This window comes from Comamonas koreensis (assembly GCF_021026195.1).
GTDB lineage: Bacteria > Pseudomonadota > Gammaproteobacteria > Burkholderiales > Burkholderiaceae_C > Comamonas > Comamonas koreensis.
The window spans coordinates 196,287-223,173 of record NZ_JAJNCT010000034.1; the positions used below are offsets into that span (position 1 = coordinate 196,287).

25 protein-coding genes are annotated in these 26,887 nt (G+C 63.9%); 8 read left to right on the forward strand and 17 right to left on the reverse strand.

Translation table 11 applies throughout. The features are described from left to right. Nucleotides 1–136: 136 nt before the first annotated feature. Nucleotides 137–1,093, forward strand: a complete 957-nt coding sequence (locus tag LPW39_RS22650) for a LysR family transcriptional regulator (RefSeq protein WP_230780837.1) — start codon at nucleotides 137–139, stop codon at nucleotides 1,091–1,093. Between the two features lie 73 nt (nucleotides 1,094–1,166). On the opposite strand, the gene ruvB is transcribed toward LPW39_RS22650, so the two are convergent. The 5 genes from ruvB to ruvA all read right to left on the reverse strand — a co-directional run bounded on the left by ruvB (nucleotide 1,167) and on the right by ruvA (nucleotide 8,365). Further along, nucleotides 1,167–2,234: a Holliday junction branch migration DNA helicase RuvB gene (gene ruvB, locus LPW39_RS22655; protein WP_230780845.1), complete on the reverse strand. Its 1,068-nt coding sequence runs from the start codon at nucleotides 2,232–2,234 to the stop codon at nucleotides 1,167–1,169. 19 nt (nucleotides 2,235–2,253) lie between these two features. Beyond that, nucleotides 2,254–4,167 (reverse strand): trypsin-like peptidase domain-containing protein, encoded by a 1,914-nt coding sequence (locus LPW39_RS22660; RefSeq protein ID WP_230780847.1) that lies wholly within the window; start codon nucleotides 4,165–4,167, stop codon nucleotides 2,254–2,256. A 193-nt stretch (nucleotides 4,168–4,360) separates the two neighbouring features. After that, nucleotides 4,361–5,800 (reverse strand): trypsin-like serine peptidase, encoded by a 1,440-nt coding sequence (locus LPW39_RS22665; protein WP_230780849.1) that lies wholly within the window; start codon nucleotides 5,798–5,800, stop codon nucleotides 4,361–4,363. A 440-nt stretch (nucleotides 5,801–6,240) separates the two neighbouring features. Next, entirely contained in the window at nucleotides 6,241–7,716 is a 1,476-nt protein-coding gene (locus LPW39_RS22670) for a trypsin-like serine peptidase (RefSeq protein WP_230780851.1), read from the reverse strand. A 76-nt stretch (nucleotides 7,717–7,792) separates the two neighbouring features. Then, nucleotides 7,793–8,365: a Holliday junction branch migration protein RuvA gene (gene ruvA / locus LPW39_RS22675; protein ID WP_230780859.1), complete on the reverse strand. Its 573-nt coding sequence runs from the start codon at nucleotides 8,363–8,365 to the stop codon at nucleotides 7,793–7,795. A gap of 93 nt (nucleotides 8,366–8,458) precedes the next feature. On the opposite strand from ruvA, the gene LPW39_RS22680 reads away from it, so the two are divergent. The 3 genes from LPW39_RS22680 to LPW39_RS22690 all read left to right on the forward strand — a co-directional run bounded on the left by LPW39_RS22680 (nucleotide 8,459) and on the right by LPW39_RS22690 (nucleotide 10,810). Next, nucleotides 8,459–9,406, forward strand: a complete 948-nt coding sequence (locus LPW39_RS22680; RefSeq protein WP_230780860.1) for a PhoH family protein — start codon at nucleotides 8,459–8,461, stop codon at nucleotides 9,404–9,406. Between the two features lie 49 nt (nucleotides 9,407–9,455). Further along, on the forward strand, nucleotides 9,456–9,914 hold the full coding sequence (ybeY, locus tag LPW39_RS22685) for an rRNA maturation RNase YbeY (RefSeq protein ID WP_230780864.1): 459 nt from the start codon (nucleotides 9,456–9,458) through the stop codon (nucleotides 9,912–9,914). A gap of 143 nt (nucleotides 9,915–10,057) precedes the next feature. Further along, entirely contained in the window at nucleotides 10,058–10,810 is a 753-nt protein-coding gene (locus LPW39_RS22690; RefSeq protein ID WP_230780865.1) for a sulfite exporter TauE/SafE family protein, read from the forward strand. On the opposite strand, the gene LPW39_RS22695 is transcribed toward LPW39_RS22690, so the two are convergent. The 4 genes from LPW39_RS22695 to LPW39_RS22710 all read right to left on the reverse strand — a co-directional run bounded on the left by LPW39_RS22695 (nucleotide 10,807) and on the right by LPW39_RS22710 (nucleotide 14,440). Beyond that, the gene (locus LPW39_RS22695; RefSeq protein ID WP_230780866.1) at nucleotides 10,807–11,709 is read right to left on the reverse strand and encodes a LysR family transcriptional regulator; all 903 of its coding nucleotides are present in this window, start codon (nucleotides 11,707–11,709) and stop codon (nucleotides 10,807–10,809) included. The genes LPW39_RS22690 and LPW39_RS22695 overlap by 4 nt on opposite strands. Nucleotides 11,710–11,789: 80 nt before the next feature. Then, nucleotides 11,790–12,953 carry an acyl-CoA dehydrogenase family protein gene (locus LPW39_RS22700; protein WP_230780867.1) on the reverse strand — a complete coding sequence of 388 codons (1,164 nt, stop codon included), beginning with the start codon at nucleotides 12,951–12,953 and terminating at the stop codon, nucleotides 11,790–11,792. Between the two features lie 67 nt (nucleotides 12,954–13,020). Beyond that, entirely contained in the window at nucleotides 13,021–13,404 is a 384-nt protein-coding gene (locus LPW39_RS22705) for a cupin domain-containing protein (protein ID WP_230780869.1), read from the reverse strand. Nucleotides 13,405–13,459: 55 nt separating this feature from the next. Then, complete coding sequence (locus LPW39_RS22710; protein ID WP_133855098.1) at nucleotides 13,460–14,440, reverse strand: Bug family tripartite tricarboxylate transporter substrate binding protein; 981 nt, start codon at nucleotides 14,438–14,440, stop codon at nucleotides 13,460–13,462. Nucleotides 14,441–14,663: 223 nt separating this feature from the next. Here LPW39_RS22710 and LPW39_RS22715 point away from each other — a divergent pair, with 223 nt between their 5' ends. Then, a complete protein-coding gene (locus tag LPW39_RS22715) occupies nucleotides 14,664–15,251 on the forward strand; it encodes a dihydrofolate reductase family protein (protein ID WP_230780871.1) in 588 nt (195 codons plus the stop codon). Here the strand turns inward: LPW39_RS22715 and LPW39_RS22720 are convergent. Genes LPW39_RS22720 through LPW39_RS22755 form a run of 8 tightly spaced genes read right to left on the reverse strand, consistent with a single transcriptional unit; the run spans nucleotide 15,248 to nucleotide 24,578 of the window. Further along, on the reverse strand, nucleotides 15,248–16,729 hold the full coding sequence (locus tag LPW39_RS22720; RefSeq protein ID WP_230780873.1) for an N-acyl-D-amino-acid deacylase family protein: 1,482 nt from the start codon (nucleotides 16,727–16,729) through the stop codon (nucleotides 15,248–15,250). The two genes, LPW39_RS22715 and LPW39_RS22720, sit on opposite strands and share 4 nt — an antisense overlap. Nucleotides 16,730–16,762: 33 nt before the next feature. Further along, nucleotides 16,763–17,713: a MurR/RpiR family transcriptional regulator gene (locus LPW39_RS22725; protein WP_230780875.1), complete on the reverse strand. Its 951-nt coding sequence runs from the start codon at nucleotides 17,711–17,713 to the stop codon at nucleotides 16,763–16,765. A 1-nt stretch (nucleotide 17,714) separates the two neighbouring features. After that, nucleotides 17,715–18,986, reverse strand: a complete 1,272-nt coding sequence (locus LPW39_RS22730) for an amino acid deaminase (protein WP_230780877.1) — start codon at nucleotides 18,984–18,986, stop codon at nucleotides 17,715–17,717. Nucleotides 18,987–18,997: 11 nt separating this feature from the next. Next, nucleotides 18,998–20,014 (reverse strand): ABC transporter ATP-binding protein, encoded by a 1,017-nt coding sequence (locus LPW39_RS22735; RefSeq protein WP_230780970.1) that lies wholly within the window; start codon nucleotides 20,012–20,014, stop codon nucleotides 18,998–19,000. A gap of 2 nt (nucleotides 20,015–20,016) precedes the next feature. Continuing rightward, on the reverse strand, nucleotides 20,017–21,135 hold the full coding sequence (locus tag LPW39_RS22740; protein ID WP_230780972.1) for an ABC transporter ATP-binding protein: 1,119 nt from the start codon (nucleotides 21,133–21,135) through the stop codon (nucleotides 20,017–20,019). Further along, on the reverse strand, nucleotides 21,135–22,028 hold the full coding sequence (locus LPW39_RS22745) for an ABC transporter permease (protein WP_230780878.1): 894 nt from the start codon (nucleotides 22,026–22,028) through the stop codon (nucleotides 21,135–21,137). The genes LPW39_RS22740 and LPW39_RS22745 overlap by 1 nt, the downstream gene beginning before the upstream one ends. Next, nucleotides 22,028–22,978, reverse strand: coding sequence for an ABC transporter permease (locus LPW39_RS22750; RefSeq protein ID WP_133855104.1), 951 nt, complete (start codon nucleotides 22,976–22,978; stop codon nucleotides 22,028–22,030). Before LPW39_RS22750 ends, LPW39_RS22745 begins: the two co-directional genes overlap by 1 nt. A 25-nt stretch (nucleotides 22,979–23,003) precedes the next feature. Next, nucleotides 23,004–24,578: an ABC transporter substrate-binding protein gene (locus LPW39_RS22755; RefSeq protein WP_230780880.1), complete on the reverse strand. Its 1,575-nt coding sequence runs from the start codon at nucleotides 24,576–24,578 to the stop codon at nucleotides 23,004–23,006. 131 nt (nucleotides 24,579–24,709) lie between these two features. Between LPW39_RS22755 and LPW39_RS22760 the strand changes: the two genes are divergently transcribed. From LPW39_RS22760 to LPW39_RS22770, 3 genes are all read left to right on the forward strand, one after another. Then, on the forward strand, nucleotides 24,710–25,096 hold the full coding sequence (locus LPW39_RS22760) for a RidA family protein (protein WP_133855106.1): 387 nt from the start codon (nucleotides 24,710–24,712) through the stop codon (nucleotides 25,094–25,096). 108 nt (nucleotides 25,097–25,204) lie between these two features. Next, complete coding sequence (locus LPW39_RS22765) at nucleotides 25,205–26,203, forward strand: 2-dehydro-3-deoxygalactonokinase (RefSeq protein ID WP_230780882.1); 999 nt, start codon at nucleotides 25,205–25,207, stop codon at nucleotides 26,201–26,203. Beyond that, the gene (locus LPW39_RS22770) at nucleotides 26,200–26,838 is read left to right on the forward strand and encodes a 2-dehydro-3-deoxy-6-phosphogalactonate aldolase (protein ID WP_230780884.1); all 639 of its coding nucleotides are present in this window, start codon (nucleotides 26,200–26,202) and stop codon (nucleotides 26,836–26,838) included. Before LPW39_RS22765 ends, LPW39_RS22770 begins: the two co-directional genes overlap by 4 nt. Nucleotides 26,839–26,887: the final 49 nt, after the last annotated feature.

Sequence of the window (26,887 nt, forward strand, 5' to 3'; positions counted from 1 at the left end):
ATCCCTGGTGATCAAGTGACATTTAATTACTTTTAGAATTCACTAATTGCTTGATCATTATTAATAGTAGTGAGACCATCTATAGACGAGTTCAATGACTCCTCTGTGAGATTACTTAAAAGGTATTGACCGTTATATGCCAGAAGCCGAGCTGACCCGTAAACCCCTGCCGACGCCCTCCCTGCGGCAGCTGAGCTGCTTCAAGGAAGTGGCCACGCACCGCAGTTTCAGCCGTGCCGCGCAGGCGCTGTCCATGAGCCAACCCGCCCTGTCTTCGGCCATCCGTGAGCTGGAGACGCTGCTGGGTACCGCCCTGTTTGACCGCAGCACCCACCATGTCCGCCTGACGTCGGCCGGCGAAGCCGTGCGCCCGCAGGTGGAATGGATGATCAACAACTTTGTGCAAGGCGTGCAGGATCTGCAGCAGTTGCTCAAATACCAGGCCGATACCGTGCGCATCAGCTGCATCCCCTCCACCACCCACCTGCTGGCGCCCTGGCTCGCCATCTGGCAGCAGTCCCATCCGATGGTGGACCTGCAGCTGCACGACATGCGCAACGATGACCTGCTGTCCTCCGTCGCCAATGGCAGCTCGGATATCGGCTTGGGCCTGGAATTCACCGTGCCCCCGTCGGTGGAGACGCAGTTCGTGACCGAGGACGAGGTCATGGCCGTCATCCCTGCCAAGCACCGCCTGGCGCAAAAAGCCGATCTGCGTTGGTCCGATTTGAGCGATGAACCGCTGGTCGTGCTCTCGCGCGGCAGCACCTACGAGATGATTGTCTCGGTGCTGGAGCAGCAAGGCGTGGGCACCAGCCACACTGAAACGCTGAGCTACACCGAATCGCTTTACGCGCTGGTGCAAAGCGGCCTGCGCATCGGCCTGCTCTCGCGCCTGTACACGCAGGGCCACCACAACGATGACTGGGTGACCGTACCGCTCAAAGGCCCCTTGCTGTCGCGCCGTATCTGCCTGATGACACGCGCCGCCAACGGCAGCCGCCGCGCCATCGTGCAGGAATGCTGGGACTACCTCTGCCAGAACATGGGCAACGAATCGCCGCCCACCAAGCGCACTGCCAAGGCCGTTTGAATCAGCGCCCTGCGGGGCCAAGCGCCCACGCTCGGCACCCATGTTCAAAGCCCCAGCAATGGGGCTTTATACGTTATACCAACGCAGCCTGCCCGGGCCCGCCGCCCACCAGCCCCAAGTGGCGGTAGGCCGCCTGGGTGGCCATGCGGCCGCGCGGCGTGCGCTGCAAGAATCCTTGTTGAATCAGATACGGCTCGATCACATCCTCGATCGTGCCGGGCTCCTCGCCAATGCTGGCGGCAATATTGTCCAGCCCCACCGGCCCGCCATCAAAGCGGTGCACTACCGCTTCGAGCAGCTTGCGGTCCATGATGTCAAAGCCTAAGGGATCCACATCCAGCATGGCCAGTGCGCGGCTCGCCATCTCTTGCGTGATGCGGCCGTTGCCCTTGACATCGGCATAATCGCGCACGCGGCGCAGCAGGCGGTTGGCAATACGCGGCGTGCCGCGTGAGCGGCGGGCAATTTCCAGCCCGCCTTCGTCGTCAATCGGCGTGTTCAGCAAGCCGGCGCTGCGCATCACGATCTTGGTCAGCTCTTCCGTGGTGTAGAACTCCAGGCGCGCGACGATGCCAAAGCGGTCGCGCAGCGGATTGGTCAGCATGCCCGCGCGCGTGGTGGCCCCCACCAGGGTGAAAGGCTGCAGGTCCAGCTTGATGGAGCGCGCCGCCGGCCCCTCGCCAATCATGATGTCAATCTGGTAGTCCTCCAGCGCCGGGTAGAGGATTTCCTCAACCACGGGCGACAGACGGTGGATCTCGTCGATAAAGAGCACATCGTTGCGCTCCAGATTGGTCAGCAGCGCGGCCAGGTCCTTGGGTTTTTCCAGCACCGGGCCGCTGGTCTGGCGCAGGTTCACGCCCAACTCCGAGGCGATGATGTGCGACAAGGTCGTCTTGCCCAGGCCGGGCGGGCCGAACAGCAGCACATGGTCCAGTGCCTCGCTGCGCTTTTTGGCGGCGCCAATGAAGATTTCCAACTGCTCACGCGCCTTGGCCTGGCCCACATACTCATCGAGTTGCTTGGGGCGCAGCGCGCGCTCCAGCACCTCCTCCTGCGGCGAGGACTGGCTCGCGGAAATCACGCGGTTGTCAGGACGGGGGGCGGGCGCGGCGGCGAAGGAATCGGTATGGATAGTCATGGGTCAGTGCGGGCATGGCCTAGGGCGCATCCCACACATAATAAGCCAGTCCGTCATACAAAAGCCCCGTATCGGCCAGCCAGGCATCACGCGCCTGGACTTGCAGGCTGTAGAGATGCACACCCGGCACATACTGGTAGGCGCGGTACACGGGCTCTACCCCATCGCCGGGCTGCGCGGGTGACCACCAGGCGATGCCGTCGTAATTCCAGCGGGGGAGGTAGGTCTGCACAAACTGCCGCTCGGCATCGCTGGTAGTGTAGAAATGGGCGCCCACATTGGGGTTGAAATACCGGTGGACGGGCACCAGACGGGCATGCGCACGGGCGGATGCATAGAAGGCGATGCCATCAAAGACCAGGTCATGAGATAACGCAGCGATGACAAGGTCACGCTCCTGCGACGACACGGTATAGAAAGCGCCACCGGTCTTCAGCACCTGGAAGCGGTAGACCGGCTGCTGCATACCGCTGTTCACCGCAACCTCCGCGCCCAGCCAGGCGGCAAAGCTGGCCAGCGCCTGGTCCAGCCGGCCATACACCACCCGGCCATCTTGGGCGGCACACCAGATGTCACCGCCGGTCAGAGTCGCCGTGAGTCGGCCATCTACAAACAGCGCCGAGCCGCTCGAGCCCCCTTCGATACCGCCCTGGCTCCAGCGCACATGGTAGAAGCCGCCATCGCTCTGCGTCTGCGCGCTGCAATCGAGGCGGCGACTGCCATTGTCCACCTTGCAGGCAGCGTCATCTTCAGCGGTACCTGCCGCAAACATCATCAGATCACCGTGCGGGTGGTGAAGGCCAGCCACTGCGGTTCCTGGCAGCAGCGCTGTGGCATCCCAGCCTGCAAACAAGGCCCCGGCGGGCGGCGGCTCGTTGAGCTGCAGCAAGGTCATATCATTGGCGCTGCTCGATGCCAACCAGCGCGCCGCGCCGTACATCTCGGTGTGGCCGGCAAACAGCTGGCTGCTGTCGCAAGACTGCGAGTAGTAGAACCAGGAAGTCTGCAAGGTGGATGCGGCCGCCTGGTCTCCCACACAGTGGGCGGCCGTCAGCACATAGGGCGTCAGATCCTGGCGCGGGTTGTTGATGAGGGTGGCCGTGCACTGGAAGGTGCGGCCCTGGTTCACATAGAAAATGCGGATAACCGCATCGCGCTGGTCCAGCAAGCTGTCTTGGCAATTCACATCCCCCTGGCAGGCATTGGGGCGGCGTTTTTCGGTCAGCACGACGGCATCGTCCAGCTGCAGCACCTCGCCAACATGGGTCACCGCCATATTGGGCGGCACGACCATCTGCGAGACCTGGGGCATCGCCCATTGCAGGCGGCTGGGTGCCAGGGTAGCGGGTAGCAGAATCTCCAGCACTGGCGCCGGACCCACATCCGGCGTCCACCATGTTCGTTTGCCGGTTTGTGCGTCGGCAACCAGGCGCTCAAGCAGCGCAGCACCCGTCACTTCGTAGCTCACAGAGGCCTCGGGCGATGCATAAAGCCGAAACACGGCCACCGCCGGCAATGCGGCAAACTCCACGCCCAGACGCAGGCCATAGGCATCCGGTGCCATCCATTGAACGGCGGCGACCTGCTGCCCCGAGGGCAAGGCTTCCCACTGCAGCAAACTGGCCACCTTCTCTGCGGTATCCAACGCGCCCAGCGCACGCGCCACGCCAATCTGGCGCACGCCGCCCTCATCGGGCACCAGCGCCTTGCTGCCTTGCCAGGGTGGCAGCACAACGGGAACGACATCTGGGGCCGAGAGGGCAGCGGCTTGCCTGGTCAGGGCAGTGCTTGGGCTGGCTGGCATGCTGCGCGCTTCGACCTGCCAACTGGCCTGGGCCCAACCGCTGGCCCCCGCAACCACCAGCACCGGCACCAGCCGCAGCCAATGGCGAGAGAGTGCAGACCCCAGGCGGAACACAATGCGACAAGACATGATGAACTCCTCGCAAGAAAGGCCCCTCCGATCAACACAAACTACCGATCAGATGGAGCCAATCTAGAGCACGCGCCTTCATCAGACAAGTCTATGGACTAGTACAAAAACAAAATATTCGTTAACCAGGCGCAAAAAAGGGCCTGCAAGCAGACCCTCGGGTCATCAGCGGCGCAACCGCTATCGTCAGGGATTACTGTTCAGCGGCCAACCATTGTGAAGCTCCGTCGGCGAAGAATTTGTCAAATCGCCCATAGTAGCTATGGCCCTTAGGAGCTATACAGCGGCTGTTGCTACCGTACAGACTGCCAATCACCCGGCCATCGCTAAACAGTGCAGATCCACTACTACCTCCCTCGGTCCTGCCCTCACCCCAGCTCACGGCGTAAAACCCGCCGTCTGGATCTTCCGGGTCGCAGCTAATGCCACGGTCTCCAGTGGATTGACAGCTGACATGGTCCGACACTGTTCCCACGCTGTACTTGAGCAGATCTGCGCCGGGGTGGTGCAGACCATAGATATCCTGACCCACAGGGACTGCAGCGTCAGCACTCCAGCCTGCATAGGTCACACCTTCCGGGGGCATTTCATTGAGCCTGAGCAATGAGGAATCCGTCATATCGCTCGCGTACAACAAGGTCGCACCGGCGTGGCGCGTTTGCCACGTAGCTATTGGCGAACGTGAATTGCAGCTGTTGGACCGGAAAAACCAGCCGGTGTTCATCGTCGATGCCACTGCCTGGGTTGAAATACAGTGATTCGCTGTTAGAAAGTAAGGTGCGAAGTCACCCTTTGCATTATTCAGCAGGGTCCCCGTACATTGAAAAGTGCTGCCATTCTGGTCGGTAAATACCATGAAGGCTACTGCATTACGCTCTGACTGATAGTCATCCGTGCAAGTGACGTCCTGCCGACAACTTTCCGAAGGCCCTGCTTGGCTGGGCGCGGCCTCGTTCCTCGCTGCCCATTCAATATCTGTTGGAATCGACAGGTTCTCGTAAATGTGGGAGACGAGCGGGATGGAAATTCGCATGGCACCAGGATCTGAACCGGCTGGCAGCATCACTTCCAAGGTGGTATCTCCAGCACCCACGTCTGGCGTCCACCACGTACGGGCTGCAGGGCCAGATTCACCGGCCTGGCGATTGCGTTCCAGCAGTGCGTTGACGTCAGCTCCGCTGTGCTCAAGGATGGCATTCGGATTTTCCTGACTGTAGATGCGCAGCAACGCTTCATCGGGGAGGCTATCGACCAACACACCGGCACGCAGTCCATAAGCGCCTGTTGACTGAATGTTGATAGCGGCCACCTGCTGTCCAGACGGCAGCGGGCTCCATTGCAATGCCGACTGAACTTGCGCAACTGAACTGGTAGCGGCTACAGCACGCGCCACACCAATCTTGTGTGCAGGGCCATCCACACCATCACTTGCCATCACTTGTGCCATGTGCAGCTCGGGCAGCACCTCGTAGTGTGTTGGTACCCGTGCATCTAGCGGCACTGGCATAACTTTCGATTTCTCGATGAGGGATGGAGGCAATACCACAGAGTCCACGATTAAGCCTCTAGGCTGGGATGCGGCTACTCCTGCTACAGACAGTAAGGCAGCCGCTGCAAATAATGCGTATTTCATGACAAGCTCACTCCAAATCAAGTGTTGTTCAAATACCCACAAAAAGCAAATTTACCATTTGCATTTTCATTTTGGCATCCGTGTCATTTGCTAATACCCATAACCGTAAGTTAAATATCTACAGGTAACCAACCTCGAAGCAAACGTCCACTCTTACTACAGATGCACGAGTGACCCACAAAATGAAACTTTTTCGTTGATTAAATATTTTATTATATTCAACAAAATATAAAGACGTCTGGTTAATACTGATAACAGATCCCAACATTAAACATAGCCCATAAAACTACTTGGCCTCGGAGAAATTAGCAGCGTTATGTGTTGGAGCGAGGTCGGCGGGCTGCGGAGCCCTTATCCCAAAAAAAAACCTGCCGTTGTCACACCGGCAGGTTTTTGTGGAGAAAGGTGCGGCAACTGGGCCGCCATTCGCGTCGAATCTATCAGCTCGCCAGCCAGGTCCAGATGCGGTCGCTGAACACCTTGTCAAAACGGCCGTAATAGTCGGACGCATTGGGGGCGAGGCAGCTGGCGCCACCACCGTACAGGTTACCCACCACACGGCCACTGCGGAACAGCGACGAGCCGCTGCTGCCGCCTTCGGTAGTGCCCTGGCTCCAGCGCACGCTGTAGTAGCCGCTGTTGGAGTCGCCCGTGCTGCAGGTGATGGCATTGCCAGCACCGGCCGAGCAGTTCATGTAGCCCACGACCGAGCCTACGCTGTACTTGAGCAGGTTGCCACCGGGGTGGTGCAGACCGTAAACAGCGTCACCCACCTGGCCGGCAGTGCGGGCATCCCAGCCTGCCAAGGTCACGCCCACGGGAGGCATTTCATTGAGCTTGAGCAGTGCCGCATCGGTGGAGGCGGTTGCGTACAGCAAGGTAGCGCCCGCATTGCGCAGCGCGGCATTGGCGCCGGGCACGCCGGAGTTGCAGCTGCTGGAGCGGTAGAACCAGGCCGTCTGCATCGACGAGGCCGACGACTGCGTCGAAATACAGTGGTTGCCGGTGATGAAGTACGGCGCAAAGTCACCCTTGGTATTGTTCAGCAAGGTACCGGTGCACAGGTAAGAGTTGCCGTCCGAGCGGGTGAACACCATGCGGGCGACGGAATTGCGCTCGGTCTGGTAGTTGTTGGTGCAAGTGGCGTCCAGGTTGCAAGCTGCCGAGGTGTCGGCCTTGGTGGTCTCTGCCAGCTCAGCGTCGGTCGGCAAGGACAGGTTCTGGTAGATGTGCGAGACCACAGGGATCGAGATGCGCAGTGCATCGGCACCGGTACCGGCTGGCAACACCACTTCGACCGTGGTGTCGCCTGTGCCAACATCGGGTGTCCACCAGGTGTTGGCGGCCGCGCCGGTCTCACCCGCCTTGCGGTTTTGCGCCAGCAGCGCGTTCACTTCAGCACCGCTGCGCTCAACGATGGCATTGGGATGTTCCTGGCTGTAAACGCGCAGTTGCGCGCCATCGGGCAGGCTGTCCACCAGCACGCCGGCGCGCAGGCCATAGGCACCAGTCGACTGGATATTGATGGCCGCAACCTGCTGGCCATTGGCCAAGGTGCTCCACTGCAGGGCCGACTGGGTCTGGGCCACCGTGCTGGTGACCGCCACAGCGCGCTGCGTGCCGATCTGCTGGGCGGGGCCATTGTCGCTGGCCACGGTCTTTTCCGCTTCCAGCTCGGGCAGCACCACAAAGCGGGTCTTTACCGATGCACCCAAGGATGCAGGCGCTACAGCGGCCGATTTGATGGCCGATGCGGGCAGCACGACCGAATCCAGCACATAGGCCTTGGGCTGGTTCGTACCGCCGTTGTTGTTGTCGTCGGAACCAGAGCCGCCGCCGCAGCCCGCCAAAGCCAGGGCCGCAGCCACGCCGGTAGTCCACAACAGACCGGGCACTGCATACTTGGAAGATTTCATGGATTCGTCCACTCCGTGTTGATTGGTATTGATCGTGACACTCGACCGGGCTGCTGCCCGGGCGCCTCTGCGCGGGCTATTTTGCCAGGGCTTTCAGCGCCTGCTTGATACCGTCCGTTACGCTGATGTCGGCAGGTAACAGTTTCAGAGCGGCAGCGGCATCCTTGTCGCTGTAACCCAGGGCCACCAGTGCTTGCAAAATGTCGGCCTGGGCATCGTTGACCGCGACGGTTCGGGCGCCCATGTCCGCGCCCAGTTTGCCTTTGAGCTCCAGCAGCAGCCGCTCGGCGGTCTTCTTGCCGATGCCGGGCACCTTCACCAGGCGCCCCGCCTCCTGCAGCGACACGGCCTGCGCCAGATCGGTCACGCCCATGCCACTGAGGATGGACAGCGCCGTGCGCGGGCCCACGCCGGTAATCTTGATCAGCTCGCGGAAAGTCTGGCGCTCCTCGGCCGTGCCAAACCCGTACAGCAGCTGCGCATCCTCGCGCACGATAAACTGCGTCAGCAGCGTGATGGTTTCGCCAACGGCCGGCAGGTTGTAGAAGGTGCTCATGGGCACCTGCACCTCATAGCCCACACCATGGCAATCCACCAGTACCTCGGGTGGCATCTTTTCCACCAGTGTTCCGCTCAATCGGCCTATCATTTGTATCTTTCCTTGTAGCTTGTCTGCGGCCGCCCCGATGGGCGTCGCGTGCCCGCCTGCAAGCATACTGAATTTTTCAACGGAATTTGCCGCGTGATCCTGCGCCATACCTTTACGCCCCACAACAACAACCGCATTGCCAATCTCTGCGGCCCTGCCGATGCGCATCTGCGCCAGATCGAGAACCATCTGGGCGTCAAGATCGCCCATCGCCATGAGCAGTTCAAGATCGACGGCCCCAAGGCTGTGGCCAACGAGGCGCTGGAGCTGCTGGAGGCGCTGTACGAGATGGCCGATACCCCCATCAGCGAAGACCAGATCCAGCTGATGATGGCCGGCGACAGCGAACTGATGGCCGCGCCCGAAGACGCGATCGTGCTGAACACGCGCCGCGCCGACCTGCGCGCGCGCACGCCCAACCAGGCCGGCTACCTGGAGAACATTGCCGCGCACGACATCACCTTTGGCATTGGCCCGGCTGGCACCGGCAAGACCTACCTGGCCGTGGCCTGCGCCGTCGATGCGCTGGAGCGCAGCCAAGTGCAGCGCATTGTGCTGACCCGCCCTGCAGTGGAAGCCGGTGAGCGCCTGGGCTTTCTGCCCGGCGATCTGTCGCAGAAGGTCGATCCCTATCTGCGCCCGCTGTATGACGCGCTCTACGACCTGATGGGCTACGACAAGGTGCAAAAGGCCTTTGAGCGCAATGCCATCGAGATCGCGCCGCTGGCCTTCATGCGCGGCCGCACGCTCAACAACGCCTTCATCATTCTGGACGAGGCACAGAACACCACGCCCGAGCAGATGAAGATGTTCCTCACCCGCATCGGCTTTGGCGCCAAGGCGGTGGTGACTGGCGACGTGAGCCAGATCGACCTGCCCAAGGGCCAGCTGAGCGGGCTGATCGATGCCGAACGCGTGCTCAAGCGGGTCAAGGGCATTGCCGTCAACCGCTTTACCAGCGCCGATGTGGTGCGCCATCCGCTGGTCGCGCGCATCGTGGACGCCTACGACAAGCAGCGCCGTCCGGCCCGCGACGACTGAGCCCAGCCCGAACGCCCCCACCTCTGCCACCCCACCGATCAACAACAACATGGCATTGAACCAACTCACCCTGTCGCTGCAATTTGCCCGCTTTGACGGCGTGGCCGAGCACCGCGCCGCCCTGCCCCGGGGCCAGGTCACGCGCTGGATTCGCCACGCGCTGGCCGACGACGCCGAGATCACCGTGCGCATTGTCGATACCGAAGAAGGCCAGGCGCTGAACCGCGAGTACCGCCAAAAGGACTACGCCACCAATGTGCTGACCTTTGACTACCAGCAGGAGCCCACCGTGCTGGCCGACCTGGTGCTCTGCGCACCCGTGGTGGCGCGTGAGGCCAAGGAACAGAACAAGTCGCTGCAGGAGCACTATGCCCATCTGCTGGTGCATGGCACCTTGCACGCCCAGGGCTGGGACCATGAAACCAGCGAGCAGGATGCCGAAGAGATGGAAGCCTACGAGACGGCCATCATGCAAGAGCTGGGTTTTACCGATCCGTACCAGAAGTAAGGCGCTTGGCCAGTTGCCTGGCCATTGGGCGTTCCCGCCTCAAGGCAATGATGACTTTTGAGCGACTAATCCAGCCGCTTCTTCGCGCCATTACTACCTAGAATTCTCCTCATAAAGGCCTTCGGCCCATAACAGGAGGAGACATGTTCGACACCGCCATCTTGCTGGCCGCTGCCCTGGTGGCCGGCGCGCTCAATGCCGTCGCGGGAGGCGGCAGTTTTCTGACCCTGCCTGCACTGGTCTTTACCGGTGTGCCGCCGGTGGTTGCCAATGCCACCGGCACGGTGGCACTGCTGCCGGGCTATGCGGCTGGCGCCTGGGGTTTCAAGGACGATATGCAGGCGCCACCCGGCCTGTCGATGAAGGCGGTGATCCTGCTCGCGCTGCTGGGTGGTGCCGTGGGCGCCGGCTTGCTGCTGGTCACGCCTGAGGCGGCCTTCCGCAAGATCGTGCCCTGGCTGCTGCTGGCAGCCACCGCCATGTTTGCCTTTGGCCCGCAGCTGCGCCAATGGGCCATGGGTGCGCAACATGGCGCCGCGCCATCGCGCAGCAAGGCCGCGCTGGGCATGCTGGCCGTCTCTGTCTATGGCGGCTACTTCAATGGCGGCCTGGGCATCCTGCTGCTTGCGCTACTGGGCTTGCTGGGCCAGACCAATCTGCATGCGATGAATGGCACCAAGAACCTGGTCTCTGCGCTGCTCACCGCCATTGCGGTCGCCATCTATGCCGCTGGCGGCGTCGTGCAATGGCAGCCCGCCTTGCTGATGATGGTGGCCGCCACCTTGGGCGGCTACCTGGGCGCCCGAGTGGCACGCAAGATTGCGCCGCAGTGGTTGCGCGCCGGCATAGTGCTGACGGGCTTGGTGATGGCGGTGCTGTTCTTCTTGAAGGCCTAGTCGTCTGAACCGGTCCTCGGCGCCTTGATCACCTCAATCAGCGCATCCAGCGCCGCCGAGCGGCTTTGCGGGTGCCAGACAAAGGCACCCGCCGTCAGCGCCGTCTGCCCATGGTTGCTGTGCAGCGGCACATAGCGCACACCGGCCATGCCGGCCCGCTGCATGCAGGAGGGTACCAGCGCCACGCCCTGGCCAATGGCGACCAGTGAAATAACGGCCAGCCACTGCCGCACCGCATGGCTGGTGCGCGGGTGGATGCCGGCGTTGTGCAGGCAGGCGATCACATTGTCGTAATTGGCCGGGCTGACATCGCGCACAAACATCACAAAGCGCTCATGGGCGAGGCTGCGCAGGTCCAGGCTGGCCTGCTGGGCCTGGGGGTGGTTTTCCGGCAGGCAGCACACGAGGGTATCCGGCGCCAGCGGCCACAGCTCCAGCCCCGGCGCGGGCGTGATGATGTTGACAAAACCGCCCTGCAGCTGGCCACGCAGAATGGCCGCCTGCTGCTCGGTGGTAGACATCTCATGCAAGGTGATGTCGATATCGGGCCGCTGCTGCGCAAAGGCCTGCATCACATGGGGCAGGTCGCGGTAGATCATCGAGCCGGTCACGCCAATGTCCAGCTGTCCCTGGCGCCCCTGGGCCACATTGCGCGCCACATCGGCCGCGCGCTGGATCTGGCTGAGCACCTGGCGCGCCTCGATCAAGAAGGCGGCGCCGGCGTCGGTCAGCCGCACCTGCTTGGCATCGCGCTCCAGCAGCCGCACGCCCAAATCTTCTTCCAGCGATTTGATGGCCACCGACAGCGGAGGCTGGGTGATGGCCAGGCGCTGGGCGGCGCGGCCAAAATGCAGCTCCTCGGCCAGCACCACAAAATAACGCAGCAAATGGGTCTTCATCTGCGTATCATGCCCCAGCCAGTGCGGGCTGGCAGCACGCCGCAGTGGATGGCCCGGCACCGCACTAGCCATGGCGCCGCCTAGTAGGACTTGGGCAGGCCCAGCACCTTCTCTGCGATAAAGCACAGAATCAGCTGCGGGCTCACCGGCGCCAGGCGCGGAATCCAGCTCTCGCGCATCAGCCGTTCGACATGGAACTCCTTGGCATAGCCCATGCCGCCATGCGTGAAGATGGCGCTCTCGCAGGCCTTGAAGCCCGCCTCCGCCCCCAGGAACTTGGCCGCATTGGCCTCGGCCGCGCAAGGCTGATGGCGGTCATACAGCCAGGCCGCCTTCATCGCCAGCAAGAAAGCAGCCTCCAGCTCCATCCAGCGCTCGGCCAGCGGGTGCTGGATGCCCTGGTTCTGGCCAATCGGGCGGTTGAACACCTCGCGCTCGCGGGCGTACTGCGTGGCGCGGCCCAGCGCAGCGCGGCCCAGGCCAATCGCTTCGCAGGCAATCAAAATGCGCTCGGGGTTCATGCCATGCAGGATGTACTCAAAACCCCGGTTTTCCTCACCAATGCGGTCCTCTACGGGGATGCGCAGCCCATCGATGAACAGCTGATTGGTGTCCACGCATTTGCGGCCCATCTTGGCGATCTCATGCACCTCGATCTTGCTGCGGTCAAAGTCGGTATAGAACAGCGACAGGCCTTCGGTGCCCTTGCATTCCTCCACCGGCTTGGTGCGCGCCAGCAGTAAGATCTTGCTGGCCTGCTGCGCGGTGGAGATGAAGACCTTCTGCCCATGCACCACATAGTGGTCGCCATCCCGCACCGCGCGGGTCTTGAGCTTGAGCGTGTTCAGCCCCGTGTTGGGCTCGGTCACGCCAAAGCAGGCCTTGTCCTTGCCGGCAATCAGCGGCGGCAGCATGCGCGCCTTTTGCTCCTCGGTGCCATAGACCACCACCGGGTGCAGGCCGAAGATGTTCATGTGCACCGCAGACGCGCCCGACAGACCCGCGCCGGTGGCCGAGATCGTATGCATCATCAAGGCCGCCTCGGTGATGCCCAGGCCGGCACCACCATAGGCCTCGGGCATTGCAATGCCCAGCCAGCCGGCATCGGCCAGCGCGCGGTAAAAGTCTTCAGGAAAAGCGCCATCGTTGTCACGGGCATGCCAGTAGTCGGCATCAAACGGGGCACAGACTTTCTCGATGGCATCGATGATCTGTTGCTGCTCTTCGGTCAGGGCGAAATCCATGGTGTTGCGGTCCTCAGTACTCAATCAATGGCGCCGTGCCGTGCACGGCGCAGGTTCACATCGCCGCTCAGGCCGGCCGGCGCACCCGATCCGGGTTCTCGCCATAGGGCGGGCTGTAGATCACCAGCAGCTTGGCCGGTGTGTCGCTGGTGGTCTGGAAGATGTGCATCTTGTCGGCCGGGAAAAAACAGGTGTCGCCCGGCACCATCTCAAAGCTCTCGCCCTCCACCTCGACATGGGCCGTGCCCTCCAGCAGGTAGCAGGCCTGTTCCATGCCGGGGTGGGCATGCGGCAGCGCGCCGCCGCCCTTGGCAATCTCGCCCAGCACCACTTCCATATGCTGGGCGCCCACATTGGCCTGGCTCACCAGGCGGCGGTTAAAGGTTCCGGTATGGTTGGCCGGGCTATAAGCCTCCACCTCGGAGGCACGGATCAGGTAGCGCGAAGTCATCGTGGGGCAGTCATTCTGTAAGAGTTAACAAAGGCGTCGGAGACAGAGCCCAGACTTATTGCGCAGGGATATCGGCCTGTTTGACCAGGCGCCCCCAGTACGCCAGCTGCTCGCTCACATACTGCGCAAACTCCTGCGGGGTCTTCGTAGGCCAGACTTCAAAACCAATCTGTTCGAGCTGCTTTTGCACGGCCTCATCGGCCAGCACCGCCTGCAAGGCGCCATTGATCTTGTTGACCACCTCCGGGGGCGTGCCCGCTGGCGCAAAAATGCCGTTCCAGGAGGTGATGTCAAAGCCCGGCAAGGTCTTGCCGATGGGCGGCACATTGGGGAGGATCTTGCTGCCCTTCGCGGCCGTCACGGCCAGGGTGCGCACCCGGTCGGTCTTGAGCATGCTCCAGCCCGAGCCCAGGTCCACCACATACATCTGCACCTGGTTGCCCATCAGGTCGGTCAGCGCCTGCGGGCTGGATTTGTAGGGCACGCCAACGATATCGGTCTTGGACAGAAAACGCAGCGTCTCTGATGCCACCAAGGAGGTGCTGTTGGGCGTCGCGTACGAGAGCTTGCCCGGGTTGGCCTTGGCATAGTCGATCAGCGCCTGCACCGAATCGGCCGGCACCGACGGGTGCACCGCCAGCGCAAACGGCAGCTCGCCCACGCGGGCAATCGGCGTGAAATCCTTGATCGGGTCGTACTTCAGGCTTTTGACCAGCCAGGGATTGGCCGAGTGCGAGGTGTTGGTGGTCATGAACAAGGTGTAGCCATCGGGCTTGGCCTTCGCCACCAGGCCTGCCGCAATCTGCGCATTGGCGCCCGCGCGGTTGTCCACAATCACCGGCTGCTGCAGGCGCTCACCCAGCTTCTGGCCCACGGCCCGGGCCACCGCATCGGTGCCGCTGCCTGCCGCAAAAGGCACGATCATCGTGATCGGTGCATTGGGGTAGTTGCCCTGCGCTGTGCTGGCATAGGCAGCTGTTGTTACGGTGGCTATCGCGGTCAGGGCCAGCGTGGCCCACCATTGGCGTCGTTGCATGTCTTTGTCTCCTGTTTTTAGTCGAGCCTCTACGGGCCGAGCTTGCATGGTGCAGTTCTCAACGATTCGCGTCCAATGTTTTATATGGATGGTTTGATATTCAAATCGAATTCTTAAACGCAGCGAATGAACACTGTGAAAAAAACAGGTATTTGACCCGCCAGACCTCTACCCGCTGCTTAGAATTCGAGGCTTAGCCCATGAATTTCACCAGGACATCCCCATGCAATGCAGCAGCTTTATCGCCACCAGCCTGGACGGTTTTATCGCCAAAACCGATGGCAGCCTGGACTGGCTCAATGCCGCCAATGCCACTGTGCCGGAGGGGGAAGACTGTGGCTATGCGCTGTACATGGCGGGTGTGGACGTGATCTTGATGGGGCGCAAAACCTTTGAGACGGTGCTGGGCTTTGGCGCTTGGCCGTATGACAAGCCGGTCTATGTCATCTCCCGCCAGTGGAGCGCCCTGCCCGCTGGCGCGCCCGCCACTGCACAGCTGTGGAAAGGCAGCCTGCCGGCCCTCTGCACCCATCTGGCCGCCAGCGGCGTGCGCGCAGCCTATGTCGATGGCGGTCAGCTGATCCAGTCCTTCATCAATGCGCAGCTGCTCGACGAGATCACCATCACCCGCATTCCCGTGCTGCTGGGCAGCGGCCTGCCGCTGTTCGGGCCCTTGACGGATGGCTGCAGCACGGTGACAGCCCAGCATCTGCAGACGCGCAGCTATGACTTTGGCTTTGTGCAGAGTGACTACCGGCTGCGCTATGCGGCAGCCGGTCAATCACAGGATGAGACCCAGGCTGGCGCCTAAGCCGCCACCGCCCGCCGCACAAACCGCCCAGCACGCGCCGGCAAGGCGCCCGCCTCTTCGGTGTAGCTGAGCACGCCATTGACCCAGACGGCTTCCACACCCACGCTGCGCTGCTTGGGGTTTTCGAAGGTGGCCTGGTCCTGGATGCGGGCGGGGTCGAACACGACCACATCGGCCGCCTTGCCGGCGGCCAGCAGGCCCCGGTCGGCCATGCGAAAGCGCTGGGCCGACATGCCCGTCATCTTGTGCACCGCCTGGGCGAGGCTCAGCACGCCCTTGTCGCGCCAGTACATGGCCAGCACGCGCGGGAAGGCGCCCCACAGCCGGGGGTGTGGGCGCTCGTCGTTGGGCAGGCCGTCCGAGCCGATCATGGCCAGCGGGTGGCGGATGACGCGCTCCACATCGTCTTCGCGCATCTGAAAGTAGCAGGCATTGCCAGGCTTGAGGCGCACGCAGGCGTCGTACTCGCTGATGCCCCAGTCCGCCGCAATATCGCGCAGGTAGCGGCCGCCCACCTCGGGATAGGGTTCGCTGCGGGTGATCAGGATATCGATCACGCCATCGACCAGGTCCTCGCGCAGCACGGTGGAGCCGGCGGTGTAGGGATAGACGTCCATCGACAGCTCCTGCTGCTGCGCCAGTTTGTCGGCCAGCGGCAAGGTCTGCAGCGTGCGGCCCCAGTTGGCCGAGCCCGCGCATTTGTGGTGCGACAGCACCAGCGGCAGGCCCGACTGCCGGGCCGTGCCAGCGGCCTCCAGCATGGCCTCCAGAATGCCTTCGAGCTCGTCGCGGATATGGGTGGCATAGACGCCGCCATGCCGGGCCGCCACGGTGGCTACTGCTACCAGCTCCCGCATGTCGGCCGCATAGGCCTCGCGGTAGAAGATGCCGCTGGACAGGCCCAGCGCGCCAGCCTGCATGGCCTCATGCATGTCCTGCGCCATGGCCTCGCGCTCGGCGGCATTGGCCGGGCGGCTCAGATCGGCCATGTGCTTGATGCGCAGCGAGGTGTGGCCCAGCAACGCCGCGATATTGATGGAGGGCTGCGCCGCATCCACGGCGGCTGCGTAATCCTGCATGCTGCCAAAGCGGAACTGCTGGTCGCCCAGCAGTGACAGCGGTGCGGGCGGGTGCGCCGTCACCACCGGTGCCAGCGAGATGCCGCAGTTGCCGGCGATCACCGTGGTCACCCCTTGCGAGAGCTTGGGCAGCATGGCCGGGCTGTTCAGCGCCGCCGCATCGTCATGGGTGTGTACATCGATAAAGCCCGGTGCGATCACCTTGGCGGTGCAGTCGATCTGCAGCGGGTCCTGCGCCTTCCAGCCGGCCAGCGCTGCCTGCTGTGCGGCGCCGGCCGCACCATCGCGGGCAAACACGCCAATGATGCGCCCGCCCTGCAGCCACACATCCCCGACAAACTCCGACAGGCCGGTGCCATCCACCACCGTGCCATTGCTCAACCACACTCTGCGTTCCATTGTTGTATCTCCAGGCACTGCTGCCGGCTGCCATCAGCCAGCGGTGGGGCCTTGTTGTTTGGTGGGGGCGGGTGCATCCCCTTTGCGCTGCTGCGCAGGCTGCTGAAAGCCCATGTATTCATAGCTGTCAAAGCCATGGGTCTCCAGCAGCCTCTTGTACTGCTGCATGCCCGTGACCACGCGCGGCCCCAGAATCTGCGCCAGGCGCACCATCATGATTTCGATCACCACCAGGTGGGCCAGGTAGGCCTCGGTGCCCACGCGCATCACCGCGTCCTGGGGCACGTTCACCGCCAGCACATGGTCGGCCATCTCGGCCAGCGGCGTGTCCGGCTGGGTCAGGGCCACCACGGTAGCGCCCTGCTGCTTGGCAAACTGCGCCGCCTCCAGGGTGTAGGGCATGCGCCCCACATGCGATATCACAAAGGCCACACCATTCTTGCCCAGGGTCGAGGCCGACACCAGCTGCTGGTGCGCATCAAAGATGGCGTTGGACGTGAGGCCCAGGCGGAACAGGCGGCTTTGCAGCTCCTGCGCCATGAAGGACGAGGCCGCCCCGACGGAATAGCAATCGATGCGCGAGGCCTTGGCCATCTTGCCGGCCACCTCGTCGATCAGCGCCGCATCCAGGCGCTGGCCCAGGTTGGCGATCGCACCGGCAGCGGCATGCACGATCTTGCTGACCACCTCGGCGGTGGAGTCGTCCTGCTGCACGCTGCGGTGCAGGTGCGAACCCGACACCGCCAAGGTCTGCGCCAGCGCCACCATGAACTCACGCACCGACGCATAGCCAAAGCGGCGGCACATGCGCACGATCGTCGGCATGGACACATTCGCCTGCAGCGCCAGTTGCTCGACGGTGGCCAGCACCGCGGCGCCCGGGTCGCGCAGGATCACATCGATGACCTGGCGCTGGGCCAGCGGCAGCGCGGCCTGCTGCTGTTGCAGCAACTGCAGGCTCAGCGCTGTTTTAAGGCTGGACATGTCAAAACCTTGTCTCGATCGCATCGACCAGGTTCCAGGCATCGTCCACCACGGGGATCCAGCGCCACTTGTCAAAGGTGGTGCAAGGGTGGGAAATGCCCAGCGCAATGCGGTCGCCCACGGCCGGCGCGCCCTGCGCCGGGTCAAAGCGCAGATAGGCATGCTGGTCGTTCAGGGCCGAGATGGTCCAGCCGGCAGGCGCAGGCTGCGCCGCTTGGCTGCCGCGTGGCGCATAGCGTTGCACCGATGGCATCTCCAGGTCGTAGGAGATATCGCGGCGGCCGCAGGTCAGCAAGGCCAGGCCTGGCTCTGGCACAGACTGCACCATGGCCCAGACCTCCAGCGCGGCCTGCAGCGATGCATCCACGCCTTCGCGCTGCTCGACCAGCTTGAGCAAGCGCCGGTAGTTGCCATGGTCATGGGTGATGTAGCAGCCCGAGCGCAGCACGCCGGTAAAGGCACGCGACAGGCCGGCGCCCTGCAGCAAGGGGACGACCAGGTCAAAAATGGCCGAGCCACCGGCGCTCAGGATCGGCGCCTCCTCCGGCAGCAGGCCCTGGGCATCGCAGGCCTTGGCAATCTCGACCACGCGGCGCACCAGTTCAGCGACGGCAGGGATGTCATGGGCGCTGTCGCACTGGGTCAGGCCCCCTTCATAGCATTCGATGCCGCCCAGCTGGGCGCTGCCGCTGGCATGGATGGCCTGGGCCAGCGCCAGCGCGTCTTCCTGGCTGCGCACACCGGTGCGCTGGCCGGGAATGCCCACCTCGATCAGCACATCAAAGCGGCGTACGCTGTTGCGTGCGCGGCTCCAGTCCTCGATGCAGCGCAGCTGGCTGATCGAATCCACCAGGAACCAGACGCGCAGATCCGCGTGCTGGCTCAGCAAGGCATCCAGCCCATCCAGATCGGCAGGCGCCACCACCTGGTTGGCAATGATGGCGCGGCGCGCACCGGCCTCCACACCCACGGCGAGCTGGAAGATGGTCGCAAAGGTCAGGCCCCAGGCGCCGCCTTTGAGCTGCAGATCAAACAGCTGGGGCGACATGGTGGTCTTGCCGTGCGGTGCAAACTGGATCTGGCGGCGCGCCGCATAGTCTTGCATCCAGCGGGCGTTGTGGGCCAGGGCCGACTGGCGGATGACGGCCAGCGGGTACGGCAGGTCATCGCGCAGCACATTCCAGCCGCGTGCGGCCAATGCAGAGGCCTGGGTGGGAGCAGCAGCCAGCGGGTAGCTCTTGCTGCGCGCGTCAATCAAAAAATCGGGTTGCATGGTTCACTCTCTCAATCTTGGACTTTCCAGCAGGCCTGCAGATGGCCTTCGGCCACGGGGCGCAGCTGCATATCAGCCTGGGCGCAGCGCGCCTCGGCCTGCGGGCAACGGGTACGAAAGACGCAACCACTCGGTGGGTTCTTGGGGCTGGGCAGGTCACCCGACAGCAGCGGAATGCTGCGCCGCTGGGCCGGGTCCGGAATCGGTGCGGCTGCCAGCAAGGCCTGGGTATAGGGGTGGCGCGGCCGGGCATACAAGGCCTCGGTCGGTGCCACCTCCACCACACGGCCCAGATACAGGACCACCACGCGATCGCAGAGGTATTCCACCACATCCAAATCGTGGGAGATGAACAACAGCGTCAATCCAAGGCGATCTTTGAGGTCGCCCAGCAAATTGACCACCTGCGCCTGGATGGACACATCCAGCGCCGACAGAGGCTCATCGGCCACGATGAAGCGCGGCTCCACCGCCAACGCCCGGGCAATGCCGATGCGCTGGCGCTGGCCGCCGGAGAACTCATGCGGAAAGCGCTCGGCATGTTCGGGACGCAAACCCACCTGGTCCAGCAGCTCGGCAATGCGCTGCTGCCGCGCCGCACCGGGCGCCAGCCCGTGGGTGGACAGCGCCTCGCCCAGCACATCGCGGATGCGCATGCGCGGGTTCAGGCTGGCATAGGGGTCCTGAAAGATGATCTGGATATCGGCGCGCAGCGGTCGCATCGCGCTGGGGCCCAGGTGCGCCAGGTCCACGGTCTCGCCGCCCTGCTTGCGAAAATGCAGCTGGCCGTCGGTCGGCTCGATCAGCCTCGTCAGCAGCCGGCCGATGGTGCTTTTGCCGGAGCCGGACTCGCCGACCAGGCCCAGGGTCTCACCGGGGTAAATGTCGAAGGAAACATCCTGCACCGCGCGCACCGGGTGGGCACCGCTGCCAAACTGCTTGCTCAAATGCTGGATGCTTACCAGCGGCTCGGCCGCTGCGGGCGCTGCCGTGGCCTGCTCGGCCGGGCGTTCCAGGGTGTCGGTCATGCTCATGCGGCTTCTCCTGCGCGAATGCAGCGCACCTGGCGCTCGCTGGGCTGGGCATCGTTGCCGGTGCGCCATGTCTCCAGGCCGGGCATGGCCTGCTCGCAGGCGTTCAGGCGCTTGCTGCAGCGCGGCGCAAAGGCGCAGCCGGGCGGCGGGCTCAAGGGGCTGGAGACCTGGCCGGGGATGGCATCCAGGCGGCGCCGCCCCACAAAGGCGGGCTTGCCACCGGCGCGCAGCTCGGCGGCCTCGGCCAGCTCGCGCTGGCGCGCCATGCCGGGCAGGCAGCCCAGCAGGCTCTGGGTATAGGGGTGCTGGGGCGCGGCAAACAGTGCATGCACGCTGGCGGTCTCGACAATGCGGCCTGCATACATTACCGCAATCGCATCGGCGTACTGCGCCACCACGCCCAGGTTGTGGGTCACAAACAGAATGCTCATGCCCGTCTCCTTTTGCAGCCGGCCCATCAAGGCCAGGATCTGCGCCTGGATGGTCACATCCAGCGCGGTGGTGGGCTCGTCGGCAATCAGCAGGCTCGGGTCGCAGGCCATGGCCAGCGCAATCATCACCCGCTGGCGCATGCCGCCCGACAGCTGGTGCGGGTACTCATGCACGCGCTGGGCGGCAGCCGGTATCTCCACCAGCTCCAGCATGCGCTGGGCATGGGCCAAGGCCGCCGCCTTGCCCAGGCCCTTGTGCAGGCGCACCGATTCGGCAATCTGCTCGCCCACAGTCAGCACCGGGTTCAGGCTGGTCATGGGCTCCTGGAACACCATGGCCAGCTCATTGCCGCGCAGCGCACGCAGGGACTTGGCATCGAGCGACAGCAGATCCACCGTGCGGCCATCGCGCTGCACAAACCGGGCCTGGCCCTGCACCTGGGCTTGCGAGGTCTTGGCATGCAGGCCCATCAGCGACAGGCTGGTCACCGACTTGCCCGAACCCGACTCGCCCACCAGGGCCAAGGTCTGGCCCGGCAGAATCTGAAAGCTCACATCGGAGACGCTCTGGATGCGCCCGCCTTCGGTGGCGAACGAGGTCGACAGCGAGCGCACATCCAGGCGGGGCGCGGCCAGGCGTGGCGCGGCCAAGCTGGCGGCCGCTGCAGGGGTGGCGGTGTTCATCATGATTTGTTCTTCAGCTTGGGGTCGAGCAGATCGCGCACACCGTCGCCCAGCAACTGCAGCGACAGCGCTGTCAGCACAATGGCCACGCCCGGGGTCAGAATGGTCCAGAAGGCCTTGTCGGCATACTCCAGGCTGCCAGCAATCATCGTGCCCCAGGTGGGGATGTCAGGCGGCACGCCCACGCCCAGAAAGGACAGGCCCGCCTCGGCCAGGATGGCATAGGCAAAGATGAAGGTGACCTGCACCAGCACCGGCGACAGCAGGTTGGGCAGGATGTGGCGCCACAGAATCAGCGGCGTGCGCACGCCCAGCGCCTTGGCGGCATCGACAAACAGCAGCTCGCGCAGAACCAGCGTGGAGGCGCGCACGACACGGGCCACGCGGGGTGTGTAGACGATGGTCAGCGCCAGAATCACATTCCACAGCGATGCACCCAGGATCGACACCAGCGCAATGCCCAGCAGGATGTCGGGGAAGGCCATCATCGCGTCGACCAGCCGCATCAGCGGTGCATCGAGGCGGCGAAAGTAACCGGCCAGCATGCCCAGCAAGGTGCCCAGCACCACGGCACCCAGCGCGGTGAACAGGCCAATCATCAGCGAGTAGCGCGCGCCGTAGATGATGCGCGCCATCACATCGCGGCCCAGCTCATCATTGCCGGCCCAGTGCGCCCAGGAAGGCGCATGCAGGCGCATGCTGATGTTCATGTCATTGGGGTCGGAGTCGGTCAGCAGCGGGTAGAGCAAGGCGGTGGCTGCAATCAGCAGCAGCACCACGGCGCTCAGCAGCACCACCTTGCGCGCAAACAGCCGGCGCAAGGTCTTGAACCAGGGGGATTGGGCCCAGCCAGCGCGTGCGGGCAGCGGCAATGCCGTTGGGGAGGCGTTCATCATTGGCCCTCCAGACGAATGCGGGGATCCACCACCGTGTAGAGCAGGTCGATCGCGAGGTTGATGAAAACGTAGATCGCGGCAATGACGAGCAAGGTGCCCTGGATGACGGGGTAATCGCGCCGCAGCACGGCCCGCACCACCAGGTTGCCCACGCCGGGCAGGTTGAACACGGTCTCGGTCACCACAGTGCCGCCAATCATCAAGGCCAGGGTCAGGCCCAGCACGGTGACGACCGGCACCAGCGCATTGCGCAGCACATGCTTGACCAGCACCACCGACTCACCCAGGCCCTTGGCCCGGGCGGTGCGCACATAGTCCTCGCCCAGGATGTCGAGCACCGAGGCGCGGGTAAAGCGGATGATCAGCGCCGAGTTGAGCACGCCCAGCACCAGGGCGGGCAGCAGTAAATGCTGCAGGCGGTCGCCAAAGCTCGCATCCGGATCGCCATAGCCCGAGGCCGGGAACCAGCCCAGGTGCACGGCAAACACCTGGATCAGGATCAGGCCGAACCAGAAGCTGGGGATGCTGGCACCCAGCATCGCAATGCTGCTGAGCACCTGGTCGATCCAGCTGCCGCGCCACACGGCTGCGGCCATGCCGCAGGGCACGCCAATCAACGCTGCAATCGACACGGCGAACAGGGCCAGAAACATCGTGGGCTCGGCGCGCTCGAGCAGCGCCTGCGTGACCGGCATTTGCAGGAACAACGACTGGCCCAGGTTGCCTTGCAGCACCTGGCCAATCCAGAGCACAAACTGCGTGGTCAAGGGCTTGTCCAGCCCGTACTGCACACGCGCGGCAGCAATATCGGCAGCGGTGGCCTGGTCACCCAGCAGCAGCGCCACCGGATCGCCCGACGCCAGACGCGTGAGCAGGAACACCAGCACGGCCACCAGGGCGAGCACCACCACAGCGCCGCCCAGGCGCTTGACTAAAAAATGCAGCATGGCTGAACTCGAGAGACGCTGGGGCTTACTGGCTCAGCGAGGTGTTCCAGAAGAATGGCCAGGGCATGGGCTGGTAGCCCTGCAGCTTGGACGAGCGCGCCGACAGCGCATTGAACTTGCCCACTTCGACAAAGGGCACCTCGTCATAGACCAGCGCCTGCACCTTGCCCCAGAGCGGGCCGCGCTTGGCCACATCAGGCTCGCCATTGAAGGCGGCGAGCGCGGCCTTCTTGGTCTCGGTCTCCCACCAGCCGGGGGCGCCGCTGCCCATCTGGGGTGGCGACAGCATCGGCTCAGGGAACAGGCCCGAGTGGGTCATGTAGACATCCCAGAGCTTGGCATCGTTGCGGCGCTGCACCAGGGTGGCCCAGTCCACCACCTGCAGCTCGGTCTTGAAGCCGGCGCGCTTCAAGTGCTCGGCCATCACCAGCGCCATGTTGTAGTGGAACTCATACTGGCGGCTGGCCATGATGCGGATCGGCTCGGACTTGTAGCCGGCCTTGGCCGCCTGGTCCTTGGCCAGCTGCGGGTTCTTCTGGTTGTACTGCTTGGCACCGGCATCCGAGTAGTACGGCGTGCCCTTGGCAAAGAAGTTGGGCTCGGCGGCGAAGAAGCGCTTGTCGCCAAAACCGGCCTGCAGCATTTCGGCCGGGCCCATGGCCGTCTGCACCGCCTGGCGCAGTTCCTTCTTGGCCAGCACCCCTTCCTTGGTGTTGAAGACGATGTAGGGGAAGCCAAAGTTCTGCGTGACGATCGGCACCACATTGGGCGCGGCCTTCTCCAGGCGGCCTACCGATTCAACCTGCAGCAGATCGGCGTACTGGAACTGGCCCGAGAGCACGCCCTCGACCCGCGTCGTCGCATTGGGCACCGGCACAAAGCGCAGCTCATCGAGCTGGGCCTCGCGCTTGCCGGCATAGCCACTGGCGGGCTCGCTGCGTGCGGCGTAGTGGTCAAAACGCGCCAGCACGGTGAACTGGTCGGGCTTGCGCTCCTTGAGTTGGTAGGGGCCGGTGCCGATGAAATCCTTGAGCACCGGTGCCACCACCTCCTTGGGCATGATGCCGGCCATGCCGCTGGGCATCGCCAGGTGGGCCAGCAGCGGGGCATACACGGCCTTGAGCTTGATCTCCACCGTCTGCGGGTTCTTGGCGGTCATGCGGGCAATCTCCTGGCCCACCGCCTTGCCGCGTGCCGACACGTCCATCCAGCGCTGCAACGAGGCGACCACGTCATCGGCCACCATCTCCTTGCCGTTGTGGAACTTGACGCCCTTGCGCAAGGTGATGGTGTAGGTCAGGCCATCGGCCGAGATGACCGGCATGGACTGGGCCAGCATGGGCTGGATGTTCCACTGCGCATCAAAGGTGAAGAGCGGCTCGTAGACATGCTGCATGATGGTGCCCACCAGGTCGGTGGAGCTGACCATCGGATCCAGACTCTGGGGCTCGCCAATCATCGCCAGATTGGCGGCACCACCCTTGTGGGCGGCCTGGGCCCAAGCGCTGCCCGCTGGCAGGCCTACGCAGCCGGCAGCCAACAGGGCTGCGGCAAGCAGTTGGCGACGGGACGTGCGGACACGCGAGGCAAGGGCGTTCATGGGGCAGGCTTTCATCGAAGGGGTGAAGAAATTTTTTTACACCACAACCGCTAAAAACTGCCTTCAAATCGATTTATTGACAGGTTTATCGGTTGTTGATGTAATATCTTTACATACAGGAGACCCACCCCATGACAGTAATTACCCTAGGCCAAGCCCCTCTCGCATCGGACCGTCTGGCCCGTCCGCTCTCGCCCGCCGTGCGCGCTGGCGACTTTGTTTTTGTCTCGGGAACCGTGCCCACCGATGACCAGGGCCAGGTCGTGCCCGGCGGTATCGAGGCGCAGACCCGCGCCGTGTTCAAGCGCCTGGAAGAGGCCTTGGCGCTGGGCGGCTGCACTCTGGCCGATGTTGCCAAGGTCAACGTCTGGCTGGACGACCCCCGTGATTTCGGCAGCTTCAACCGCGTCTACATGGAGTGCTTTGGCGACCACCGTCCAGCCCGTTCGACCGTGGAATCGCGCCTGATGATCGACGCCAAGGTCGAGATCGACGTGACGGCCTACAAGCCGCTGTAAGCCCATAGCCGCCAGGCGCAGCGGGCGCGACAGCGGCCCGCTGCAGACGCTTCTACAATGGCCCGCGCAGACCACGTCTGCGCTTTTTTTGGCCCCTTTTCACCGCCCATGCCGAAGCCCCCATCCTTTACTGCCCGCACGCCGGGCGACCCGCGCCCCCGCATGATTGCCATCGACTGGGGCACCACCTCGCTGCGGGGCGTGCGCATCGATGCGCAGGGCCAGATCAGCGAGCGGCGCGCCCTGCCCCAAGGCATCCTGCAAGTGGCGCCCGGCGGCTTTGCCGATGCGTTTGCGCAGCACTTTGGCGACTGGCTGGCCGAGGACCCGCAGCTGTGCCTGCTGTCGGGCATGGTGGGCAGCCGCCAGGGCTGGCAGGAAGCGCCTTACTGCCCCTGCCCGGCCGATTTTTCCGCGCTGTGCCAGCAGCTGCTCTGGCTCGATCTTCCCCAGGGCGTGCCGACGGCCATCGTGCCGGGCATGAGCAGCCTGGCACAGAGCCAAGTCGATGCCGTGCATGGCGTGCCCGATGTGATGCGTGGTGAGGAAATCCAGATCATCGGCGCGCTGCAGCTGATGGGCAGCCGCGACGGCCTGCTGCTGCTGCCGGGCACGCACAGCAAATGGGTGCAGGCGCAGAGCAGCAGCATCACCGGCTTCAAGACCTTCATGACCGGCGAGCTGTTTGCGCTGCTGGCCCAGCACTCCATCCTGGGCAAGACCCTGGACAGCAGCGCTGCGCTGGACGAGGCCGCCTTCATCCAAGGGCTGGAGCGGGCACAGAGCCCCGACACCCTCAGCCACCTGCTGTTTGGCACGCGTGCGCTGTCGCTGTTTGGCGCGCTGGACCCGGCCCAGTCGGCCAGCTACCTCTCCGGCCTGCTGATTGGCCAAGAGCTGCGCACCATGCCGACGGCTGCGGGCAGCCGCGTCGCCGTCATTGGCTCCAGCACCCTGGTGCAGCGCTACAGCCTGGCGCTTCACCATGTGGGCTGCGAAGCGGTCGCCTTTGGCGATGAGGCCACCTGGGCCGGCCACCAAGCGATTTACGACCACCTGACCCAGACGACCGTCTCCACACCGCAGTCACTGCCACCCCAGCCATGAACCTGATCCAACAATTCCAGGCCCTGCAGGCCAAGCTGCCGCTGATCGCCATCCTGCGCGGCCTCACCCCCAGCGAGGCCGTGCCCGTGGGTGCCGCCTTGCAATCGGCAGGGTTTGGCCTGTGGGAAGTACCGCTGAACTCGCCCGAGCCGCTGGAGAGCATTGCCGCGATGCGCGAGGCCTACCCCCATGTGCTGGTGGGCGCCGGTACGGTGCTGACGCCCCAGCAGGTGCGCGATGTGCATACCGCCGGCGGCCAGCTCATCATCTCGCCCAATTGCAACCCCGCCGTGATCGACGAGGCCGTCAAGCTCGGCCTGATCAGCCTGCCCGGCGTCTTCACCCCCACAGAAGCTTTCATGGCGCTGGAACATGGCGCGCATGGCCTCAAGATCTTCCCGGCCGAGCTGGCATCGCCCGCCGTCGTCAAGGCCTTGCTGGCCGTGCTGCCCAAGGGCAGCAACATCTACCCTGTCGGCGGCATTGCGCCAGACAATATGGCCCCCTGGCTGCAAGCGGGCGCGGCCGGTTTTGGCATTGGCTCGGCACTTTTCAAGCCCGGCAAAACAGCCGCGCAGGTGCGTGTGGATGCGCTGGCGTTTGCAGAAAACTTTCGCGCTTCAAAGGCCGGCTGATCCTCTGATGTCTGCGCCATAAAAAAGGCCTGCACCCCGTCTGGGATGC

Excerpts from the sequence above, each read along its gene's own strand:
- LPW39_RS22650 (WP_230780837.1), top strand. The coding sequence starts at position 137 with ATGCCAGAAGCCGAGCTGACCCGTAAACCCCTGCCGACGCCCTCCCTG.
- LPW39_RS22755 (WP_230780880.1), bottom strand. The coding sequence starts at position 24,578 with ATGAACGCCCTTGCCTCGCGTGTCCGCACGTCCCGTCGCCAACTGCTT.
- LPW39_RS22735 (WP_230780970.1), bottom strand. The coding sequence starts at position 20,014 with ATGACCGACACCCTGGAACGCCCGGCCGAGCAGGCCACGGCAGCGCCC.
- LPW39_RS22760 (WP_133855106.1), top strand. The coding sequence starts at position 24,710 with ATGACAGTAATTACCCTAGGCCAAGCCCCTCTCGCATCGGACCGTCTG.
- ruvB (WP_230780845.1), bottom strand. The coding sequence starts at position 2,234 with ATGACTATCCATACCGATTCCTTCGCCGCCGCGCCCGCCCCCCGTCCT.
- LPW39_RS22700 (WP_230780867.1), bottom strand. The coding sequence starts at position 12,953 with ATGGATTTCGCCCTGACCGAAGAGCAGCAACAGATCATCGATGCCATC.
- LPW39_RS22670 (WP_230780851.1), bottom strand. The coding sequence starts at position 7,716 with ATGAAATCTTCCAAGTATGCAGTGCCCGGTCTGTTGTGGACTACCGGC.
- ruvA (WP_230780859.1), bottom strand. The coding sequence starts at position 8,365 with ATGATAGGCCGATTGAGCGGAACACTGGTGGAAAAGATGCCACCCGAG.
- LPW39_RS22730 (WP_230780877.1), bottom strand. The coding sequence starts at position 18,986 with ATGCAACCCGATTTTTTGATTGACGCGCGCAGCAAGAGCTACCCGCTG.
- LPW39_RS22695 (WP_230780866.1), bottom strand. The coding sequence starts at position 11,709 with ATGAAGACCCATTTGCTGCGTTATTTTGTGGTGCTGGCCGAGGAGCTG.
- LPW39_RS22720 (WP_230780873.1), bottom strand. The coding sequence starts at position 16,729 with ATGGAACGCAGAGTGTGGTTGAGCAATGGCACGGTGGTGGATGGCACC.
- LPW39_RS22705 (WP_230780869.1), bottom strand. The coding sequence starts at position 13,404 with ATGACTTCGCGCTACCTGATCCGTGCCTCCGAGGTGGAGGCTTATAGC.
- LPW39_RS22710 (WP_133855098.1), bottom strand. The coding sequence starts at position 14,440 with ATGCAACGACGCCAATGGTGGGCCACGCTGGCCCTGACCGCGATAGCC.
- LPW39_RS22770 (WP_230780884.1), top strand. The coding sequence starts at position 26,200 with ATGAACCTGATCCAACAATTCCAGGCCCTGCAGGCCAAGCTGCCGCTG.
- LPW39_RS22740 (WP_230780972.1), bottom strand. The coding sequence starts at position 21,135 with ATGAACACCGCCACCCCTGCAGCGGCCGCCAGCTTGGCCGCGCCACGC.
- LPW39_RS22745 (WP_230780878.1), bottom strand. The coding sequence starts at position 22,028 with ATGAACGCCTCCCCAACGGCATTGCCGCTGCCCGCACGCGCTGGCTGG.
- LPW39_RS22660 (WP_230780847.1), bottom strand. The coding sequence starts at position 4,167 with ATGTCTTGTCGCATTGTGTTCCGCCTGGGGTCTGCACTCTCTCGCCAT.
- ybeY (WP_230780864.1), top strand. The coding sequence starts at position 9,456 with ATGGCATTGAACCAACTCACCCTGTCGCTGCAATTTGCCCGCTTTGAC.
- LPW39_RS22765 (WP_230780882.1), top strand. The coding sequence starts at position 25,205 with ATGCCGAAGCCCCCATCCTTTACTGCCCGCACGCCGGGCGACCCGCGC.
- LPW39_RS22750 (WP_133855104.1), bottom strand. The coding sequence starts at position 22,978 with ATGCTGCATTTTTTAGTCAAGCGCCTGGGCGGCGCTGTGGTGGTGCTC.
- LPW39_RS22690 (WP_230780865.1), top strand. The coding sequence starts at position 10,058 with ATGTTCGACACCGCCATCTTGCTGGCCGCTGCCCTGGTGGCCGGCGCG.
- LPW39_RS22665 (WP_230780849.1), bottom strand. The coding sequence starts at position 5,800 with ATGAAATACGCATTATTTGCAGCGGCTGCCTTACTGTCTGTAGCAGGA.
- LPW39_RS22715 (WP_230780871.1), top strand. The coding sequence starts at position 14,664 with ATGCAATGCAGCAGCTTTATCGCCACCAGCCTGGACGGTTTTATCGCC.
- LPW39_RS22725 (WP_230780875.1), bottom strand. The coding sequence starts at position 17,713 with ATGTCCAGCCTTAAAACAGCGCTGAGCCTGCAGTTGCTGCAACAGCAG.